At 45.2% G+C, this 18,579-nt stretch carries 17 protein-coding genes and 2 pseudogenes; 15 read left to right on the top strand and 4 right to left on the bottom strand.

The features are described from left to right. Position 1: 1 nt before the first annotated feature. Positions 2-1,213, bottom strand: coding sequence for a phosphoglycerate kinase (locus tag AOC28_RS04580; RefSeq protein WP_072582779.1), 1,212 nt, complete (start codon positions 1,211-1,213; stop codon positions 2-4). Positions 1,214-1,423: 210 nt separating this feature from the next. Here AOC28_RS04580 and AOC28_RS04575 point away from each other — a divergent pair, with 210 nt between their 5' ends. From AOC28_RS04575 to AOC28_RS04555, 5 genes are read left to right on the top strand one after another with little or no spacing between them, the layout of a single operon-like run. Continuing rightward, the gene (locus AOC28_RS04575) at positions 1,424-2,347 is read left to right on the top strand and encodes a branched-chain amino acid transaminase (protein ID WP_072582778.1); all 924 of its coding nucleotides are present in this window, start codon (positions 1,424-1,426) and stop codon (positions 2,345-2,347) included. A 35-nt stretch (positions 2,348-2,382) separates the two neighbouring features. Further along, the gene (locus AOC28_RS04570) at positions 2,383-2,571 is read left to right on the top strand and encodes a zinc-finger domain-containing protein (RefSeq protein ID WP_072582777.1); all 189 of its coding nucleotides are present in this window, start codon (positions 2,383-2,385) and stop codon (positions 2,569-2,571) included. Between the two features lie 46 nt (positions 2,572-2,617). Beyond that, positions 2,618-3,658, top strand: a complete 1,041-nt coding sequence (gene waaF, locus AOC28_RS04565; RefSeq protein WP_072582776.1) for a lipopolysaccharide heptosyltransferase II — start codon at positions 2,618-2,620, stop codon at positions 3,656-3,658. Between the two features lie 17 nt (positions 3,659-3,675). Then, positions 3,676-4,110, top strand: coding sequence for a nuclear transport factor 2 family protein (locus AOC28_RS04560; protein WP_072582775.1), 435 nt, complete (start codon positions 3,676-3,678; stop codon positions 4,108-4,110). A gap of 5 nt (positions 4,111-4,115) precedes the next feature. Then, positions 4,116-4,736 (top strand): DUF2946 family protein, encoded by a 621-nt coding sequence (locus AOC28_RS04555; RefSeq protein WP_072582774.1) that lies wholly within the window; start codon positions 4,116-4,118, stop codon positions 4,734-4,736. Here the strand turns inward: AOC28_RS04555 and AOC28_RS04550 are convergent. Next, positions 4,733-6,433 carry a M48 family metalloprotease gene (locus AOC28_RS04550; protein WP_072582773.1) on the bottom strand — a complete coding sequence of 567 codons (1,701 nt, stop codon included), beginning with the start codon at positions 6,431-6,433 and terminating at the stop codon, positions 4,733-4,735. The two genes, AOC28_RS04555 and AOC28_RS04550, sit on opposite strands and share 4 nt — an antisense overlap. A 23-nt stretch (positions 6,434-6,456) precedes the next feature. Here AOC28_RS04550 and moaC point away from each other — a divergent pair, with 23 nt between their 5' ends. The 5 genes from moaC to AOC28_RS04525 all read left to right on the top strand — a co-directional run bounded on the left by moaC (position 6,457) and on the right by AOC28_RS04525 (position 11,297). Continuing rightward, a complete protein-coding gene (gene moaC, locus AOC28_RS04545; RefSeq protein ID WP_072582905.1) occupies positions 6,457-6,936 on the top strand; it encodes a cyclic pyranopterin monophosphate synthase MoaC in 480 nt (159 codons plus the stop codon). Between the two features lie 74 nt (positions 6,937-7,010). Continuing rightward, entirely contained in the window at positions 7,011-7,994 is a 984-nt protein-coding gene (locus tag AOC28_RS04540) for a site-specific integrase (protein WP_072582772.1), read from the top strand. Positions 7,995-8,123: 129 nt separating this feature from the next. Further along, the gene (locus AOC28_RS04535) at positions 8,124-8,549 is read left to right on the top strand and encodes a hypothetical protein (RefSeq protein WP_143143879.1); all 426 of its coding nucleotides are present in this window, start codon (positions 8,124-8,126) and stop codon (positions 8,547-8,549) included. 73 nt (positions 8,550-8,622) lie between these two features. Continuing rightward, a complete protein-coding gene (locus AOC28_RS04530) occupies positions 8,623-8,850 on the top strand; it encodes an AlpA family transcriptional regulator (protein WP_083564224.1) in 228 nt (75 codons plus the stop codon). Then, the gene (locus AOC28_RS04525) at positions 8,847-11,297 is read left to right on the top strand and encodes a phage/plasmid primase, P4 family (RefSeq protein WP_072582770.1); all 2,451 of its coding nucleotides are present in this window, start codon (positions 8,847-8,849) and stop codon (positions 11,295-11,297) included. Before AOC28_RS04530 ends, AOC28_RS04525 begins: the two co-directional genes overlap by 4 nt. Before the next feature lie 620 nt (positions 11,298-11,917). Here AOC28_RS04525 and AOC28_RS04515 read toward each other — a convergent pair. Then, a complete protein-coding gene (locus AOC28_RS04515) occupies positions 11,918-13,267 on the bottom strand; it encodes a hypothetical protein (protein WP_072582768.1) in 1,350 nt (449 codons plus the stop codon). Between the two features lie 66 nt (positions 13,268-13,333). Here AOC28_RS04515 and AOC28_RS04510 point away from each other — a divergent pair, with 66 nt between their 5' ends. Beyond that, positions 13,334-13,615, top strand: coding sequence for a helix-turn-helix transcriptional regulator (locus AOC28_RS04510; protein WP_143143878.1), 282 nt, complete (start codon positions 13,334-13,336; stop codon positions 13,613-13,615). 330 nt (positions 13,616-13,945) lie between these two features. Beyond that, positions 13,946-14,077 (top strand): annotated as a pseudogene (locus AOC28_RS04505) (cyclic pyranopterin monophosphate synthase MoaC); the annotation flags it as partial. Between the two features lie 138 nt (positions 14,078-14,215). Here the strand turns inward: AOC28_RS04505 and AOC28_RS04500 are convergent. Further along, entirely contained in the window at positions 14,216-16,552 is a 2,337-nt protein-coding gene (locus AOC28_RS04500) for a carboxypeptidase-like regulatory domain-containing protein (RefSeq protein WP_072582765.1), read from the bottom strand. Positions 16,553-16,719: 167 nt separating this feature from the next. Between AOC28_RS04500 and AOC28_RS04495 the strand changes: the two are divergent. From AOC28_RS04495 to AOC28_RS04485, 3 genes and pseudogenes are all read left to right on the top strand, one after another. After that, a pseudogene (locus tag AOC28_RS04495) lies at positions 16,720-16,893 on the top strand (cyclic pyranopterin monophosphate synthase MoaC); the annotation flags it as partial. Beyond that, positions 16,890-17,339, top strand: a complete 450-nt coding sequence (locus AOC28_RS04490; protein ID WP_072582763.1) for a DUF2844 domain-containing protein — start codon at positions 16,890-16,892, stop codon at positions 17,337-17,339. The pseudogene AOC28_RS04495 and the gene AOC28_RS04490, both read left to right, overlap by 4 nt. Continuing rightward, complete coding sequence (locus AOC28_RS04485; RefSeq protein ID WP_072582762.1) at positions 17,336-18,571, top strand: DUF3443 domain-containing protein; 1,236 nt, start codon at positions 17,336-17,338, stop codon at positions 18,569-18,571. The genes AOC28_RS04490 and AOC28_RS04485 overlap by 4 nt, the downstream gene beginning before the upstream one ends. Positions 18,572-18,579: the final 8 nt, after the last annotated feature.

The following is an 18,579-nucleotide window of genomic DNA, read 5'->3' as shown; positions in this document are numbered from 1 at the left end:
TTTAGTCTTTCGCTCTTTCAGCAAGTACCGCAAAGGCTGGCAAGGTTTTGCCTTCTAAGAACTCTAAGAAAGCGCCGCCACCAGTAGAGATGTAATCCACTTGATTCTCAATACCGTACTTTGCAATCGCCGCCAAAGTATCGCCGCCACCAGCAATCGAGAATGCAGGTGAGTGCGCAATGGCTGCGGCCAACATCTTGGTACCGCCTCCAAATTGATCAATTTCAAATACGCCCAATGGACCATTCCAAACAATCGTGCCAGCGTGAGCGAGCATGATGGATAAACGTGCAGCAGTCTTTGGACCAATGTCCAAGATCATGTCGTCTTCTGCAACCTGATCCGCAGGTACGCGGTTTGCGCGGGCTAATGGAGACAACTCATTGGCAACCACTACGTCTTCAGGAATCGGCACATGAGCGCCACGCTTTTCCATGATCTCCATGATCTCTCTAGCTTCATCAACCAAATCAGGCTCAGCAAGAGATTTACCAATAGGCAAACCTTTGGCCAGCATGAAGGTGTTTGCAATGCCGCCACCAACGATGAGCTCATCCACTTTCTCAGACAAGGCCTTCAAAATAGTAAGCTTGGATGAAACTTTAGATCCAGCAACAATGGCGACTAAAGGACGTTTTGGACTGGCTAGTGCACGACTTAGCGCATCTAATTCAGCAGCCATCAAAGGGCCGGCACACGCTACTGGTACGAACTTCGCTACACCGTAGGTGGTGGCTTCAGCGCGATGCGCAGTTCCAAATGCATCGTTGACATACACATCACACAATGCAGCAATTTTTTTGGCCAGCTCGTCGCTATTTTTTTTCTCACCCACATTGAGACGACAGTTTTCCAGTAGGACTACCTCGCCTGGATTGACTTCAAAGCCGCCATTCACCCAATCGCTAATTAAAGGCACTTTACGATTCAGCAAACTGGCAATGCGATCGGCTACCGGAGCCAAACTATCTTCGGGTTTAAATTCCCCTTCGGTGGGACGACCTAAATGCGAAGTCACCATCACTGCTGCCCCAGCATCCAAACACATTTGTACAGCAGGCATCGATGCCCGAATACGCGTGTCTTCTGTAATGTTGCCTGCCTCATCTTGCGGAACGTTCAAATCGGCACGGATAAATACCCGCTTACCCTTTAATTGACCTGATTGGGCTAATTCACTTAAACGCTTAACTTTAAATAAGGATTCCGGCATGAGTTTTGGTAAAGAAGTGGTTTATGGGGAATGTTCCATTCTAAAGGCTCTTGGCCCATCCACCCCCGAGGATCGGAGCCGACAGACTGCCCTGCCTGCTCTACAATAAGGACTTAAATGCATTCTGGGCCGGAAGACCAAACACTGCCAGCCTAGTGCTCTGCTTAAACCGCTGTTACAGATACTTAATAGACACAAAAGGTAAAGAAAATGTCGATGTCCGACCGCGATGGCTTTATTTGGACTGATGGGAAGCTAATTCCTTGGCGCGAGGCCAATATTCACGTGCTAACCCATAGCCTGCACTACGGAATGGGCGTATTTGAGGGCATCCGCGCCTATAAAACCCCCCAGGGAACCGCCATTTTCCGCCTTCCAGAGCACGTAAAGCGCCTTTTTAACGGCACTAAGATCTTCCAAATGAATATGCCTTACAGCCCAGAAGAGATCACCAAGGGCATTATTGACGTAGTTAACAGCAATAAGCTCGAAGCCTGCTATATACGCCCAATTATCTTTATCGGCTCCCAAAAACTCGGAATCTCCCCCAAAGGCAACAGCATCCACACCTCGATCGCCGCCTGGGAATGGGGCGCTTATTTGGGTGAAGATGGCCTAAATAAGGGTATTCGAGTTAAAACCTCCTCATTTACACGTCATTTCGTCAATTCTTCACTCGTTCGCGCCAAGGCATCGGGCTACTACATCAACTCCATTTTGGCTAACCAAGAAGTGACTGCCAATGGATACGACGAAGCTCTGTTGCTGGATACCGAAGGTTATGTTTCTGAAGGCTCCGGTGAAAACCTCTTTATGGTTCGCAACGGGATTGTGTACACACCAGATTTAGCCTCATGTTTAGATGGCATCACACGTGACTCCGTTATCCAGATCGCCAAAGATCTTGGCTATGAAGTTCGTGAAAAACGCCTCACTCGTGATGAAGTCTATTCCGCTGATGAGGCCTTCTTCACTGGTACTGCTGCTGAAGTAACTCCTATTCGCGAATTAGATGACCGCACTATTGGTGATGGCAAGCGTGGTCCTATCACTGAAAAAATTCAAAAGACGTATTTTGATGCTGTGTACGGAAGAAATGACCAATACAAATCTTGGCTCACTTACGTTAAGTAAAACATTAAGTAATTTCAGCAATTAGGAAACAGCACATGACTCAAGCTCAAGTGGTTATGGTGGATGGCAAAGATTTACCTTTACATTGCCCCACCAATAAAACTCCAGCATGGAACTCGCATCCACGCGTTTTTCTAGACATCACTGAGACCGGTGAAGCCAAGTGTCCATACTGTGGCACAGAGTACAAACTCATTCCCGGCACTGAGCCGCACGGTCACTAAGCCTTATCAGCACCTCTTCTTGAGGTGCTGAGTCGGGATACATCAAATGCACGGTATTCTGATCATTGCCCCAAACTGGATTGGGGACGCTGTGATGACTCAGCCATTATTAGCATCCCTCAAAAAACAATATCCAGAAGCAAACATTGACGTACTCGCCAGCACTTGGGTTGCTCCAATTTATCGCGCTTGCTCTGAAGTACATGAAGTCATCGAAGCTAAGTTTGAACACAAACAATTGCAGTGGGGCTTACGTAAACAACTAGCAAAAGAGCTGGCGATAAAAAAATATCAAGCTTGTTTTGTTTTACCCAATAGTCTTAAGTCAGCACTCATTCCTTGGCTCGCTAATATTCCTTTTCGGGTTGGCTATCGCGGTGAATTACGCTTTGGCTTAATTAACTTATCACTAGATAATCCAAGCAAGGTAAATCGCCCGCCCATGGTCGAGCACTATCTTGCATTAAGCCAACTGCTTAATGAAGGGCAATCTGTATCAACAGGAAGCAATCTCGTACCCAAGTTAAATGTATCCTCTACCGCTAATCAATCGGTGCAGACCAAATTACTCAATGCCAAAGTTGATCCAGCTAACGTCTACGTGATGTGCCCTGGCGCTGAGTACGGCCCAACGAAACGTTGGCCCACAAGTCACTTTGCACAATTGGCGCAAAAACTCATTGCCAGCAATCCGCATAGTCAGATCATTCTTTTGGGTAGCAAAGGCGACCATGCACTTGCCCAAGAAATTCAGCCCCAGGCAAAGCAAGATAGTCACATTCATAACTGGTGTGGAGATACTTCACTAGATGAAGCGATTGCCTTGATTGGCATGGGCAAAGCGGTTATCAGCAATGACTCCGGCTTAATGCACATTGCGGCAGCCCTCAGAACCCCTCAAGTTGCCATTTTTGGATCAAGCGACCCAGCCCATACCCCACCTTTATCAGATAAAGCTAAGGTAATTTGGCTCAACCTGCCTTGCAGTCCATGCCATAAAAGAGAATGCCCACTGGGTCACTTAAAGTGCTTAAACGACATCTTGCCAGAACAAGTATTCGCTACACTCAATACCTTGCAGCCATAACCCAGGAACAGTAAGCCATGACCAAACTTGCCAGACTCTTTCACAATGCGGATGATGTTGTCGAAGCATGGCGAGATGCATTAGGTCATCGCGATATTCAAGGTGCTCTGGATATTTGGCTGGATGATGACTCTATTACCTGCGTTCTGCCAGAAGGTCATCGCCTAACAGGTCACGCAGAAATTCGTGAGGGCCTAGAGAGACTGCTCGCAAAGCAACCTTTATTCTTAGAGCCCATTGCTTGCATTAGTCATTCTGTTTTAGGTGCTGCGGTATACGACACTACTGAAGCAGTTCATCTGAGAGCCGATCAAGTTGAAGCAGAATTTTTTCTGAATATCACACTCGTACTTTTACAGGATAGTCAGGGCTGGCGGATTGCCCATTTGCATGCCAGTCACTCCACAGAAGACACCTTCGACGCGCCCTCTACACCGCACGGCTTGCACTAAATATCATGGATGATCAAGTGCTTCGGTCACTCATGAAGTGGCCCAATGTACCTGATTGCTATGGCTGGCTTGCTTTAGATCGCCGCGGCCATTGGCGCATGCGTGACGAGTTCGCACAACAAAATAATCTCCCAGGCCAAGTGATTCAACATGCTGCGCTTAATGATTTCATTGGGCGTAACTATGCTTGCGATGAGAGCGGTAGATACTTTTTCCAGAATGGCCCGCAACGCGTTTTTATTACCTTAGATGCGACCCCTTGGATAGTGCGAATTATTCCAAGTGGCGCCGGAGCGGATCTCACTAATCAATGCCATCAAATCATGGAGCCCACTGCCGCGCTAAGCGATGAGAAAGGCAATATTTATATTGTTGGCACAGTAAATCAAACGATTTATAGCAGGAATAAAAATGACAACAATCAATTTGTTAAAAGAGATAGTCAAACAGTTGCCCTGTTACACGGTCACGATCTTGATCATTTTTCTGAGCTAGCCAAGCTGCGTGAAGAGGCTTGCAGCTTTGGTGGCTCCTGGACATGGCAAGACAAACAACTGCCTCTAGACCCCATTCACTCCGAAGAGCTAGCCTCTCGCTTTAACTATATAGCGCAGCCACAACCTTAGCCAGGCATCTGCTTGCCCTGCTCCTTGAGCTCATCTTGGTATTGACGCTGCATCTCTCGTAAACGGGCATCAATGCTCGAGCCCTGATAAAAATCAGCGCCACCTGCTGATCTAGCAATACGGAGTTGTTCAATTGCCGAAGGCCAAGCACCCTCTAAGGCATATTTTTCACCGAGTGCGTAATGGCGCATAGGGATATTGCCAGCTTGATCATAGGATTTAGATAGCAGGTCCCACCACACCACTTCGTTAGGCTGTGCTCTTATGCGCGCTTTTAACCAAGTAATCGCATCATTGGTGCGGCCGAGTTTTAAATCCGCATTAATCATGGCGGCACCAGCAGCATATGACTGAGGATAGGTGCGCAAAGTCGCTTGGGCTATTTGTAATGCCTCCTCTCCCTTGCCTTTTGCTAGAGCAAGTTCAGAGGCGGTGATATCCAGCGATAGGCTCTGTCTTTGAATAGGCGACCCTGGGGCACTTGCCTTCTGAGCTAGATTGCGTGCTTGCTGCAAATCAGCCTCTGCTTGGTCTATTTTTCCTTGGCGCTGCGCTATCAAGGCTAGCCCATAAAAACCCTCTAACTGTTTACCAATCGGCTGCTGTTTACTCAAGCTCTCAAAGGTATTTTTTAAGTCATACATTCCACTGGAGGTTCCAGCTTGCTCCATGCGCGCACGAGCCTTGATGAAATAAAACTCTACTGATGTAGGAACACTACGGGCTGCAACGGTACGCGCCCTATCTTGCATATCTGCGATGCGGTCGGTTGTTAAAGGATGGGTGCGTACATAAGAGGGCACCCCTTTATCCATAATGCCGGTGGCTTTTTGCAGGCGCTGGAAAAATCCTGGCGCACCATTGACGTCGTATCCACTGGCATCCAATATCTGAAAACCCACCCGATCAGCCTCGCGCTCGGCATCTCTTGAATAGGAGAGTTGGTTATTCACTGCCACTGCTTGCCCGCCCTGCATCAAACCAGCTCCGGCCTGCGGGTTGCGAGACATCGCTAATGCACCGAGCACCATACCGGCAATGGCAATCATGGTATTGGTTGTTTGCTTATCCATCTGACGTGCCAAATGGCGCTGCAAAACGTGACCAGTTTCATGGCCCATTACAGAGGCAACTTCAGAATCCGATTCGGCGCTCACAATCAAACCCGTATGAAAGCCAATAAATCCACCAGGTAATGCAAACGCATTGATGCTACTGTCTTTAACAGCAAATACCTCAAAGTTATAGGCGCCACTTCCCTGTTCATTAGCGCCACCAAGTTGTAACTTTTTAGCGGCTTGTAATAAGCGACGCTCCATCTGATTTAAAAAATCGTAGAGCGGCAAATCATTTGAATAATCAGGATCTGGACGAATCTGGCGCATGATCATTTCGCCATACTTGCGCTCATCCACTCGACTTAAGGCATCGCCACCTGGATCGCCCATATCAGGCAAAACAATAGTGGGCTGACTTTGCATAGTGCTACGTGTAGGCGCATTAGCGGGACGTGCATCGGGTGACTGCATTGCCCTACCGATATTCTGAATAGCGGCTGAATTACCCTCCACTGACACATCTCCAGCAGGGGTAGCTGCATATGCAGGAAACCCAGAGCAAGCCAACCCCAACATCAGCTGAACAGCCAAAGCACGGCGCAAAAAAGAGGTTTTTGGAACTGACTTTAGGTCTTGCATCTCTATATGGTAAAACTTATCCCATGAACAAACTAACTCATTTTGATGCCAGCGGGCAAGCCCACATGGTAAACGTTGGCGATAAACCCAATACCCATCGTATAGCCGTCGCTACGGGCAAGATCACCATGCTTCCCGAGACCTTCAAAATGGTAGAGGCTGGTACCCACAAAAAGGGTGATGTTTTAGGAATCGCCAGAATTGCAGGTATTCAGGCATCCAAAAGAACATCAGATCTCATTCCTCTATGCCATCCGCTGGCGCTAACTCACGTTAGCCTGGAGTTCCAAACTAATCCAAGTGAAAACAGCATTTACTGCCAAGTCAGAGCAGAAACCACAGGACCAACCGGTGTAGAAATGGAAGCGCTCACTGCAGTCCAAGTTGCTCTCCTCACAATCTACGATATGTGCAAAGCCGTAGACCGAGGCATGGTCATGGGTGATGTGAAGCTACTTGAGAAGAGTGGAGGCAAGAGCGGTACTTGGGCAGCAGATAAGTAAACGCTAACCTGTAAAGCAATAATGAGAGACTAAAAACACTCTTGGCCTAATCCTGTCCTACCAAGGAGAGGTAAATGGCAACATTTCGTAACCGCAGCGGTAAGTGGCAGGCACGAGTTCAAATAAAAGGCCATGCTGCACTAAGCAAAACCTTCATTAATAAAGCCGATGCCGAGAAATGGGCAAAGCAAGTTGAAGTCGAAATGCAAAAAGGCAGTTACACCAACCTAGTACTGGCGGAGCGTACTATCTTCGCAGAAATCATTGAGCGCTACATAGCTGAAGTATTACCCACCATGCGTGGAGGTAAAGCCGACTACATTCGTCTCAAAGCATTAGCAAGGCGCCCGATAGCAAAACTGAACATGGTGGCGCTAACCCCTCAAAAGATTGCCCAGCACAGGGATGAACGACTTAAAGAAATAGCGCCAGCAACGGTCATCAGGGAACTATCTTATTTTTCCTCCATCATCAGCTACGCCCGAAAAGAGTGGGGCCTCAACATCAATAACCCAGTAGCGCTGGTAGCGAGGCCTAAGAACCCACAAGGAAGAAGTCGCATACTTGATGCTACTGAAACTAACGCTCTTTTTGAGGCATTAAAACCGACTGGGCGGCGTTCGATATGGATGCTACCTTTGGTGAAACTGGCGCTTGAGACTGCCATGCGAAGAAGTGAGTTGCTGGGGCTTCGCTGGGAATATATTGACCTTGGGCGACGCACGATATTTTTACAACTAACCAAGAACGGGACAAGCAGAACTGTGCCGCTATCAACCCATGCAATCCAAATACTCACCCAAATGCCACGCAATCTTGATGGAAGAGTATTCCCAGTTACGCATGAAGTGGTGTCACAAGCATTTAACAGAGCTAGAAAACAGGCAGGCGTGAAGGATGTTCGATTCCATGACTTGAGGCACATGGCCATTACAAGGCTTGCCGAGAAACTGCCCAACTTGATTGAGCTTAGCGCTGTGTCTGGTCATAAAAGCTTATCTATGCTCAAACGCTACTATCACCCTAACCCCGAGCTGCTTGCAGAAAAATTAGGCTGATATGAATAAAATGGGGCAATGGCTGTTAACAAACCACCCGCAAAGAGAGGGCGCCCAAAAAGCGCCCAAACCCTAGAAAGAGAGAAGACAGAGGCTTGGTTAAAAAATCCCCCCGCTCATATCCCCCCAATGACAGAGGAAGATAAAGCATGGTTGAGGGGTTTTTTAGAAAGTTCTGAAAAAGCCAGAAAAAGCATTTTGGAAGGTCATAGTCCCTTGATACCTCATTCCCTAATTTATGATTTGGAGTCGATTGGGCATGAGTTATTACATGGACATGAACAGGCCATTCTTGATAAATACGAAGAATATAAAAATAAAGAAATTATTGGGCGAGCCAATGGTTCGGATGAAGCTGCATCTCAGGCAGATACAAGTGCTAGGCGGCTATGGACAAAAAATAGTGCGTTAGTAAAACGAATTCAGTCTGGCAATTTAACGCCCAATGGGGCTGCAAAAATCATCTTTGATGACTGGAAAAACAAAGGCATTGAAGGGGGTAAGCCTTCCATCAAAACTATTTCAAATTGGTATAAGCGCATAAGACCCCATTAGTTGGAAAAGGCTCGTGGGGAATTAAATCCACACTTGGAAACTAGCACCTAGATTAACTCCTATAGGTGCATAGATGACCATAAAAGACAAACTGTTAACCCTTACAGTCAAACAAGGGCGAATCCTCAGAATGCGTCAGTTAGTTGAAAAGCTCTCGCTATCAGATAGCCATATCTACGCATTAATTCAACACAATCAATTTCCAAAACCCTTCACATTAGTTCATGGTGGAAGGGCAATGGGGTGGTACGAGTCCGATATTGATGTCTGGCTTGCTCAGCGCTCAGGAGAAACCAAATGAGCCAAGACTTAATAAAGAAGATTTCAAGCAACCTGCCACCAGAATTTAAGACCCTTAATACCTTCTGCTTATGGATGGAAAAACCTGACCCCAAGGACCCCGCCAAGATTGGAAAGGCGCCATTTGATTGGACCTATAGTAAACGGGGGAACGACGACCCTGCTTTGCACCTATCCCTGTCGGCTGCTATTCAAAAACTCAACCAATTTCCAAATAAGGGATTAGCCATTTACCAACCAGAGTTAGGCAATCGCATTGTGATTGATGGCAAGGACTACTACCTACATATTCTGGATTTAGATGGTTTTGTATGTGGCGACAAAATCCTTGGCTTGGGTGCTGACATTGCCGAAATGACTTGTAATAGTTATATGGAGGTAAGTCCTTCTGGTGTCGGTGCAAAAATCATTCTACTGAGCGATATGCCTCCTTACGGAAAGAAAAAGTTCCCACTACCGCCAAATGAGTTTTTTGATGAACACCCTGAAATTATTAAATACGGTCCTAGCCATGCAGTTGAGGCCTTTAGTGGCAAGTTCTGGAACACAATTACAGGCGATGTATGGGGCAAAAAGTATGCAAATTTGCAAGTGGTTGATGCCCAAGACCTGCAAGCAATTTTTGATTTACTAGAAGCCCAAGCTCCACAAAAAGTAGCAAACACAAAACCTACAATACAAATGCAGGTTACGGCTGTGGATGAGGGCAACTATTCAAGACTTACTCATGCCAGCCTTGTGCAAGTTCTAAGCAAAATTGATAACCAAGATGAGCAGGTGTGGAGTGATGTTGCCAACGCATTAGCAAGAGCCTATGGGCAAGCAGGTAAAGATTATTTTGTCCAGTACAGCGAAGGTAACTATAACGGACTACCTTACCCAGGCTTTAATGAGATGGTGGCTGCAGACAGGTTTCAAAGGGCGCTAAATGAACTACATAAGCATCCGACTGGTTACGGCATTAAACATCTTTGCACGCTTTCTGGCATTGGATTTACTGGCCTTGTTTTTGAATCAGGCGGAGATTTACCAGAATCGATTACAGAGCAAGAGGACAGGATATTAGGTGATAAGCAAAATGGCGAACTCTTTGCTAGGTACTATCGTGGTCAATTTTTATATGTTTGGCAACTAGACCAGTGGTTCAGGTGGAATGACATTATTTGGGAAGAGTGCATGGGCGGAGAGATAGAGGCCGCCGCTAAGCAAGTTTCCACCGTTATTGCCAATAAAGCATTGGAAGCACTAAAAAGTGGGGATGAGAGTGGTAATTCACGTAGACTTTTTAGCCATGCCCTTAAAGCTCAAAACAGCCAACAAATTAAATCGATGATTGCACTGGCAAGAAGTGAGTCTGGTATGTCAGAGAAAAATGTCGACCTGCTCAACCATGATGCGTATTTGCTTGGCGTTAAAAATGGAGTGGTTGATTTAAAAACAGGGATGCTTATTCAACCCAACCCGACAATGCTGATGACTAAACAATGCAATGCCAATTACCTAACTGATACACAGTGCCCCCAGTGGCTAAAGTTCTTAAACGAAGTTTTTCAGGGAAATCAAGCACTAGTTGATTCTATTCAGAGGTTGCTTGGCTATACCTTTACAGGTAGCGTCACCGAAGAAATTATGGTGATTTGCTATGGGTTTGGCGCAAATGGCAAAAGTGTGATGTCCAACGTCATTCAACACGTAGCCGGTAGCTATGGAAAAACGGGTTCGCCCAGCCTTCTAAAATCTAGAAGAGATGATGATAGTAGTCCTCGCTCAGACATTGCTGGATTAGCTGGCTATCGCTATATATCGCTTAATGAAATGCAAAGCGGAGACCGCCTAGATGAGCAAGTTGTAAAGCTTTTAGCAGGCAGAGAGGCAATTAGCGCCAGAGCTTTATATAAAGACCATATGACCTATAAGCCATCGGGTAAGGCGTGGCTAAAAACAAACCATAAACCAGTAGTAAAAGAAGATGATGACGGCATTTGGCGCAGGTTAGTTGTAATCCCATTTGGCCGTAAGTTTGCAGAGGTTGAAAGAGACCCCAATCTTGAAGAAAAGCTAACCCAAGAGGCTGATGGTATTTTGGCGTGGATTATTCAAGGCGCTGTTAAATGGTATCAAGGCGGTTTATCTATATGCCCAACCATCAAGCAAGAAAGCACTGAATATAGAACTGAATCTGACCTACTGGGACACTTCCTAGAAGAAAGGGTTGAGTTTGATGATGCAGCTCGGGCAATAGAAACTGATGTGTATTTTTTCTATCAAAGCTGGTGTAGGGCTAACGGAACCAACCCTCTTTCAAAAATTCGCCTCACCCAAAAACTTAAGGAGCGTGGGGTAAGACAACTGCCATCTAATGGTAAGCGCTATTACCTAGGCATTAAGTTAATTCAAATTAGTGAATCAAGCGGTGTATTTGAACCAGTGCAGGTAGTGCATATTTAATGGCTTTTCTAGAAAGTCCTTCATGAGAGATTATTAAAAAGGTTTTTTATTTTGATACAAAAATACGCACTCCCTGCACTTTCTAAGAGAATCGATAAGGCTCGGTCATGACTCTGACGCCAAATATAAAAGCTCGTCTCCCTGACCCCCTAAACAAGGTGCAAATATGATTCCAAATCCTAAGCCCTACTTAATTACTGCTGGCGGAAGAATACGCTGTCGGCGTTGCAAAGCCCAATTATCCAGAACAAAGCTGCAGTGCGCTAAACCAGCTTTAAAAGGCAAGACAGTTTGCGGCCATCATGGTGGGTTAAGCACGGGTCCAAGAACAAAAGAAGGTAAAGACCGAATTCGAGCCGCACACTGGAGGCATGGTGAAGAGACTCTGGAAGCAAAGTCCAAGCGTAGTGAAAAAAGTGTAATGTTCCGATATCTGACTGACTTAGGCAATCACTGCAACATGTTCTATAAAAAGCTTAAAACCCGAGGCCGACCCCCTTCGGGGTATAAGCAATTAGACCTAAGTGACCCAGAGCAATTAGCTCTTGCAATTTTAAAAACCATAACTTAAAAATAAAAAAGCCACCCGAAGGTGGCTTAAGGTAAAAAAATTAAATAGATTAACGGAAATACACTACAACACCGTTTGCATAGGTAACCTGAAGCGCAAGTAACGTTGCAACACCAGCGGTTGTTACTCGAAGTGTATCAACTTCAGTATAGGTCAAGGCATTACTTGCATCGTAAGTTGTATAGGTCAGATTCAATAGGATTGAGTTAGAGGTATCCGTAGAAGATGTATAAGTAACAACACGCCGGCCAGCAGAAGTACTCAGACTTGAATTTGTATAGAGATTCTGAGTTCCCACTGTTCCACTTGCTCCAGCAGTTACAGAAACTGGGAAATTTGGAGTCCCTGAGTAAACGCCATAGTAAGCATTATTAGCCGGACTGCCTGAAGTAATCGTATACGATACCGGCAAATAGCTACTGTCAACGACCCCAATCTCTGACCCAGTCGTTAAGGCTGGCGTGCAATTAGAGTAAGCAAGAGATGATGTAGTGTTGTATTGGTAGCCAGAGCCAACAGCTGATGGGACGGTTTTCGAATCGCTAAATGTTCCTAAACAACCATTGGTAGAGTACAAGTTAAATTTATAGGCAGATGCGGCCTTAACCGAATTTTGTAATGCCAACTGAGCGTTTACTGTTGCAGCAATTCCAGGGGTTCCTGACGATGTGCCAAGCACTATATAGCCATCACTCTTATCGCCATTCAAGGTTAAGACAATTAATTTGTTTACACCACTTGAAGAATCTAAAACTGCAACCCCAGTAGTTGTGACTCCATTACCCAGGGCGCATGCTGACCCTGTATAGGTAGTGGAGACCGTGTAATAACCTTTTCCACTACTGCTAGGAGCAATTGAACCACCAACAGAACAATTAGGAACGGATGAGGAAATTGCTCCCGAGCTGCTAATAGTGAAAGTTACTGTTTGCGCTAGAGTTGATTTACTTATACCCCACCCAGTGTAATTGCCTGCAACAGCTGCGAGGGAGGCCGGGGTGCTATACGCACTGTTATAAATTAAATTACCAGTAGTGCCACTCGTAGATGACGTAATAGCCAGAGACACTCCGGGGTTCACCGTTCCGGATAAAGAGCCGGATGCAGACGTGCGAGTTGAAAAACTAAAAGAGGTAATGTTTGCACTAAATGTTGAGCCGGAACCAGTAGAAGTTCCGTTATAGGCCCCATAAATAGTATTGCCAGCGGAATAAATACCCCAGGTTGAGGAATCGGGAAGCACAAGAATTGAAGCGTTATATCCTGATGAGAGAGTGCCAGACCATAAACCCTCTGCGGTTCCAGCAGAAGCAGCAGGAGCTGAAGAACCACCACCTCCACCGCCACCTCCGCAAGCAGCCAATAAAAGTGCACAAGCAGCAGCAATAAGTAATTTCATTTCAATCTCTATAAAGGTTGTAGATAATAGAATTTATTGTAGCTTTAAATCCGTGGAATATAAGCCGTGGCTTTAAATCAATTTATGCGTGATAACCCTAGTATTTGGGGGTTCACCATGTGGGAAAAAGACTTTACTAAGCTAAAAGTGGTTTTAAGTGACAATTTAAAGGCGCTCAGGCAAGAAAAAGGGATTGCCCAAGAAAGGCTGGGGCTTGAATCTGGAGTTGATAGAACCCTAGTTAGCAAAATAGAGCGTCAAATTGCAAACCCATCCCTAGAAATACTAAGCAAAATAGCTGCCTACTTACAGGTTAGTGTTGTCGAACTTTTGACCAAAAAGAAATAAATCAAAATCATTTGAGCAAAACCTTGTGCGTAGGCAAGATAGGGATGTTAAGTTTAGGTTTGTGGGGTACGGGTACCGTGGGGGTCGGTTTCTGGAAAATCACTAATGGGTACGCCCCCCCCCTACAAGTCTGCGAATGAAATGCATCCTACCTTGCTGCTATCAACATCAAAATGCGCTTAGCTAGTCTGCGGATGGATTAGGTCTTGTATATCTCTTGTGCTATTCTTTTTTCAGGCCTAACGCTGTCCTTGTTGGCCTGACTTTTAACCCGATGGGTTTAGGTTTAGTTTGTTTTAGTTCTTCTTAGTTCGTTTTTTTACTGGGTTTCTCACTGCAGTCCAAGTTGCTCTCCTCACAATCTACGATATGTGCAAAGCAGTAGACCGAGGCATAGTGATGGGTGATGTCAATCTACTTGAGAAGAGTGTCGGTAAGAGTGGGGAAGCAAACGTTAACTAAACTTCATAATAAAGCTTTAACTATTAATTTGATAAAGGGATCAGCGAGACTTAGATCGCCTCCAATTGTCCAATAGAAAAAACCACCCGAAGGTGGTTTAAAAATTCCCAAATTTAACTAAGGCGCAATAGTAAAAAATCAATATTGCCTAACTTGCGTTGAAACAAAGATACCGTCAGACCGTCTTGCTTTAAGCTGCAAAATCCCTGAATCAACGGCTGCTCCATTTACACCTGAAACCCAATTATTGGGATCCTTGCAATTTAAAGGATCAGAATTAACGGCAGATCCAACAGTAATATTAGGAGTTGAAAGTCCGCTGTTATAAGAGCTGCAGGAAATATTATTACTTGTAGATCCAGCTTTTACCCCAGCTCGTGAATCAGCCTCCCCTCGATTCCACATAATTACATCCTGAAAGACATAAGCTCTTTTCATGGCTGTCCAACTTGGTGAAAAACTGGCGCTCGATGAACCATTGAAAGTACTAAATGCAGTTATCGTATCAGCACTAGGCTCTGGATAATCTAGCTTAACAAGGTCGTCAGGCGGAATTAAAGTATGGCTTAAGCGATTAATGTAATTAAGCGTAGTGCCATCACTCATAGTGATGGTAAATAAATACTTCTCACCAGTTCTAGCGGTAAAGCTAACACTATCCCAAGTGCGTGCATTCGCAGCAATTGAACCATCATCGTTATAGTTCACGATTAAAGCCGGGCTTGTCATTACTGATGATGTTATAGGATAAGCGCCGATTGCCGGCGTATACAAACCACTTGATGGATCGCGAGCGTATTCTCGATACCCCATTCGCAATAAACCCGCGCATGGCGCAGCATTTGTAGTGCTAGCATTATATGAACGAATTGAGCTTGGTAGAGTTGCAGGATTTTCTAAACTCAAATAACCATTGCATACGTTAAAAATAACTGCGCCCGGAAGTCCAGAATTTGGAGGTGACGTAATATTGGACGTGGTTGTCGCATTATTCTTACTTAGCTTATTAGCTAAAGTTACCCCACCCGTAGGCAGCATGCCAGTCGCCTGGTTCAGAGCGGTAATTACTGTTTTGACTGGATATATAGAAGTAGTAACTGATGGTTTTAGGGTACGGCTACTATAAGGATTTATATAAGTATTAAAAGCACTCTCAAATCGATATTTATTTGTACTCCCCAGCTGAACACGTTGTACCGCAGCCTGCATATAGCTCTGAACATCCCTTTGATTTCCATGGAATGTAAAAGTTTTAGCTACAGAGTCATATTTAATGACTGCATAGGATACCGAACCAATTACATCGCCAAACTGCCCACGGGAGCCATTTGGACCGCAAGTCACGCCTGACTGCGAAGCATCATCACAATACATCACAGGAAATTGCACATGGTAAAGATTATTACCAATCACTCTAATATTTCTTGGCTTTAAAAACTGTAGATTATCGTAAGTTGAATCTCTTAGCATGGCCCCAAAAAAACCTAAGCAAAATGCATTGTAATTAGCGCAGGTTGATGGAATGGCAGTTGAGTTTGCTGATAATCCATCAATCCAGTAATACGATTCATGCTTAAAGCTGCCATCATCTAAGCCAGCACAATCAGCATTTAAGCCAGACCACGCAGGATGATTGGAACTTAATGAGCCACCAAGCGTAATGCGAGAGGCTGCTGCATTTGAAAAACACTTTTGTAGCTGTGCTCTTAAAGGCTCTAACATTGCTGCCGTCACTTGCAGCTCACTACCGGTGGCGGCTGGAAGCAAGCTTGCAAGCGCACTATCAGGCAAAGATGAATTGGCTATAGTAGCCAACTTAACACTGGTAGCGCTAGTTGCCGTCGGGTCACCCAACTCGGGCATCGATAGACCAGTAGCTGTACCCATCTCCACAGACCCATTGGGATTAACGTTCACCAAAACACTATCCAAAAGGCCATCAAAATTAGTGTTAAATTTCTGAGAAATTAATGATCCTGTGGCATTAAGCGCGCCAGAAATAGTGCTTAATGCACCTTGATAAGCACTATCAACAGAACCAATGGAACTAGCAGTAGCGGTATTGCCTGCAGTTAAGCTACTAGGGTCCCCTTTCGCAATAGTCGCCACAATAGCATTTGAAATTTGACTGACGTTAGCCGTTCCTGTTGTGGCAGAAATTGAATAAAGTGTGGTTACTGAATCGCCGACACCACCAGTCACCTCAATAACATAGGGCCCTGGATGAGAGTTGACATCAATCCCCGCTAAAGAATAAGCCCCGCCACTATCTGTAGTGGTTGTACCAACCAGTTTCCCATTTGCATCATAAATATTTACGACTGCATTTGTTATTGGGGCACCAGTAGCTGCAGTACCAGAAATTGCAGAAGTAGAGTTAGTAGAACTTGTGCTGCCGCTACCTCCGCCACCACCACAAGAAATAAGAGCAAAAAGAATTGGTATGGAAATAATTAAGCGCACTTTTGCAAGCATGTAAAACTCCTGATCGATATATGTCGACCAATAATAGTTATAAACTTTTGAAAGATCAAAATATTTCATTTGTGCATTGCAAAAACGTTATGGGTTTTCCCTTAGGGCCCTAAATAAGCGCTTTCCAAAGCAAATCTAAAGACTTCGTTAAGATTGAAGTTAAAGCACTTGAAATGAAAGCACTCACTGCAGTCCAGGTTGCCCTCCTTACAATCTACGACATTTACAAAGCCGTAGACCGAGGCATGGTGATGGGTGATATCAAGCTACTCGAGAAAAGTGGTGGCAAGAGTGGGGAGTGGAAGTCCGAGAAACAAATCTTACAAAAGAAGGTTTTATGAAATGCCAAAAATATCTTTTTACTAGTCTTTTCTTTTTAGGACTCGCTCTACCGGGAGTTTGTTTTGCAGAATTAGGCGGCACTACAGCTTCTATATTGGCCGAGCAAAAACAATTTAATTCAGAGCTGACCTCTACACAGCAAAACGGTTATTCGCTGTATACCCAAACTCTAAATTCTGGAACAAGCTTTCAAGAATACGTATCGCCTAGTGGCATTGTTTTTGCAATCAGCTGGAGCGGTCCAACCCTCCCAAATATTCAAGCTATTTTCGGGAGCTACTATGGCAATTATTTATCTGCTGCCCAGCAATCCCGTCGCTCCATTTACAGCAGCAGTGACTCTCTTGTCATTCAGTCGACAGGGATGATGGGTGCATTTCAGGGCTTTGCTTTTCTGCCCAAGCAAGCCCCTACTGGCTTCACCGTAAACAATCTACCCCAATGAAAACCCAATATTTTTTCAAAGGGGTTTGCATCTATCTATTGGTGTTGACGCTCTTTGCCTGTGGCGGTGGAGGCGGCGGATCAAGCAGCTCAAGCACCTCGAGCAACACCCCCACTCCCGATACTCCAGTTCCTATACCTGACTATATAAGCAGCAATATCGCTCCGAACGCAATTAGTTTCAGCGTGCAAAAAAGTTCTGACAACAGCGTTAATATTCCTTATGTCAGTGTGACCATCTGTCAACCAGGTACCTCTCAATGCCAAACTGTCGGAAATATTATTCTAGATACGGGATCTAGCGGGTTAAGGGTACTGTCATCAGCGCTGGGATCTCTACAACTCAATACACAAACAAACAACAACTTACCAGTTCTAGAGTGCGCATCTTTTTTATCTGGACTTACATGGGGACCAGTCAAAACCGCTGATATCAAAATGAGTTCGGAGGTCGCAAGCGCTATACCCATTCAAGTAATCGGTGACTCCGACTATCTAAGCGCCCCAAATAGCTATTGCAATGGTTTGCCTCCATTACAGGATACGACTACCCTCAAAGCAAACGGCATTTTGGGTGTGTCCTTACTTATTTCAGATAATCAAGACTATTTCTCCTGCAGCGGCACTCAGAATGCTACCTGCACAGCCATCACTCAAACCGCTAGCTTACAAGTCAAAAATCCTGTGGCAGCATTTGCTGCAAATAATAATGGCCTGGTAATGCAAACCCCCGCCATTAGCCCTGCGGGAGCAAGCTCAGCCACAGGGACTTTGTACTTTGGCGTGGATACTCAGAGCAATAACTCCTCAAGTGGAGCAAGCATCATCCCAACCAATAGCATTGGTTTATTCACCACTACTTTTAACGGGCTTAGCTTTAGTAGAAGCTTTATTGACAGTGGAAGTAATGGGCTTTTCTTCCCAGCTGGCAGTCAAAGCACTGTCCTGAAAGCATGCAGTTTAAGCGCCGGCTTTTACTGCCCCAGCTCTACGCAAAACTATACCGCTTCAGTGTCACTCAGAAATAATGTGACCGGCACTATTAACTTCTCAGTCGCTAATGCAGATACTTTATTTGCTTCTAATAACTATGCTTACTCGAATTTGGCTGGCACCCAACAAGGTCAATTCGATTGGGGTCTGCCATTTTTCTTCGGCAAGACAGTGTTCTTTGGAATTTCCGGAAAATCCAGCGCCAATGCTGGTACAGGGCCTTACTATGGCTATAAATAAAAAACCGC

Origin of the sequence: Polynucleobacter sp. MWH-Adler-W8, from assembly GCF_001889925.1 — a bacterium.
GTDB lineage: Bacteria > Pseudomonadota > Gammaproteobacteria > Burkholderiales > Burkholderiaceae > Polynucleobacter.
Note: the sequence above shows the minus strand (reverse complement) of the source record. Positions and strands in the feature narration are given on the sequence as shown.

Excerpts from the sequence above, each read along its gene's own strand:
- AOC28_RS04580 (WP_072582779.1), bottom strand. The coding sequence starts at position 1,213 with ATGCCGGAATCCTTATTTAAAGTTAAGCGTTTAAGTGAATTAGCCCAA.
- AOC28_RS04575 (WP_072582778.1), top strand. The coding sequence starts at position 1,424 with ATGTCGATGTCCGACCGCGATGGCTTTATTTGGACTGATGGGAAGCTA.
- AOC28_RS04570 (WP_072582777.1), top strand. The coding sequence starts at position 2,383 with ATGACTCAAGCTCAAGTGGTTATGGTGGATGGCAAAGATTTACCTTTA.
- waaF (WP_072582776.1), top strand. The coding sequence starts at position 2,618 with ATGCACGGTATTCTGATCATTGCCCCAAACTGGATTGGGGACGCTGTG.
- AOC28_RS04560 (WP_072582775.1), top strand. The coding sequence starts at position 3,676 with ATGACCAAACTTGCCAGACTCTTTCACAATGCGGATGATGTTGTCGAA.
- AOC28_RS04555 (WP_072582774.1), top strand. The coding sequence starts at position 4,116 with ATGGATGATCAAGTGCTTCGGTCACTCATGAAGTGGCCCAATGTACCT.
- AOC28_RS04550 (WP_072582773.1), bottom strand. The coding sequence starts at position 6,433 with ATGCAAGACCTAAAGTCAGTTCCAAAAACCTCTTTTTTGCGCCGTGCT.
- moaC (WP_072582905.1), top strand. The coding sequence starts at position 6,457 with ATGAACAAACTAACTCATTTTGATGCCAGCGGGCAAGCCCACATGGTA.
- AOC28_RS04540 (WP_072582772.1), top strand. The coding sequence starts at position 7,011 with ATGGCAACATTTCGTAACCGCAGCGGTAAGTGGCAGGCACGAGTTCAA.
- AOC28_RS04535 (WP_143143879.1), top strand. The coding sequence starts at position 8,124 with ATGACAGAGGAAGATAAAGCATGGTTGAGGGGTTTTTTAGAAAGTTCT.
- AOC28_RS04530 (WP_083564224.1), top strand. The coding sequence starts at position 8,623 with ATGACCATAAAAGACAAACTGTTAACCCTTACAGTCAAACAAGGGCGA.
- AOC28_RS04525 (WP_072582770.1), top strand. The coding sequence starts at position 8,847 with ATGAGCCAAGACTTAATAAAGAAGATTTCAAGCAACCTGCCACCAGAA.
- AOC28_RS04515 (WP_072582768.1), bottom strand. The coding sequence starts at position 13,267 with ATGAAATTACTTATTGCTGCTGCTTGTGCACTTTTATTGGCTGCTTGC.
- AOC28_RS04500 (WP_072582765.1), bottom strand. The coding sequence starts at position 16,552 with ATGCTTGCAAAAGTGCGCTTAATTATTTCCATACCAATTCTTTTTGCT.
- AOC28_RS04490 (WP_072582763.1), top strand. The coding sequence starts at position 16,890 with ATGAAATGCCAAAAATATCTTTTTACTAGTCTTTTCTTTTTAGGACTC.
- AOC28_RS04485 (WP_072582762.1), top strand. The coding sequence starts at position 17,336 with ATGAAAACCCAATATTTTTTCAAAGGGGTTTGCATCTATCTATTGGTG.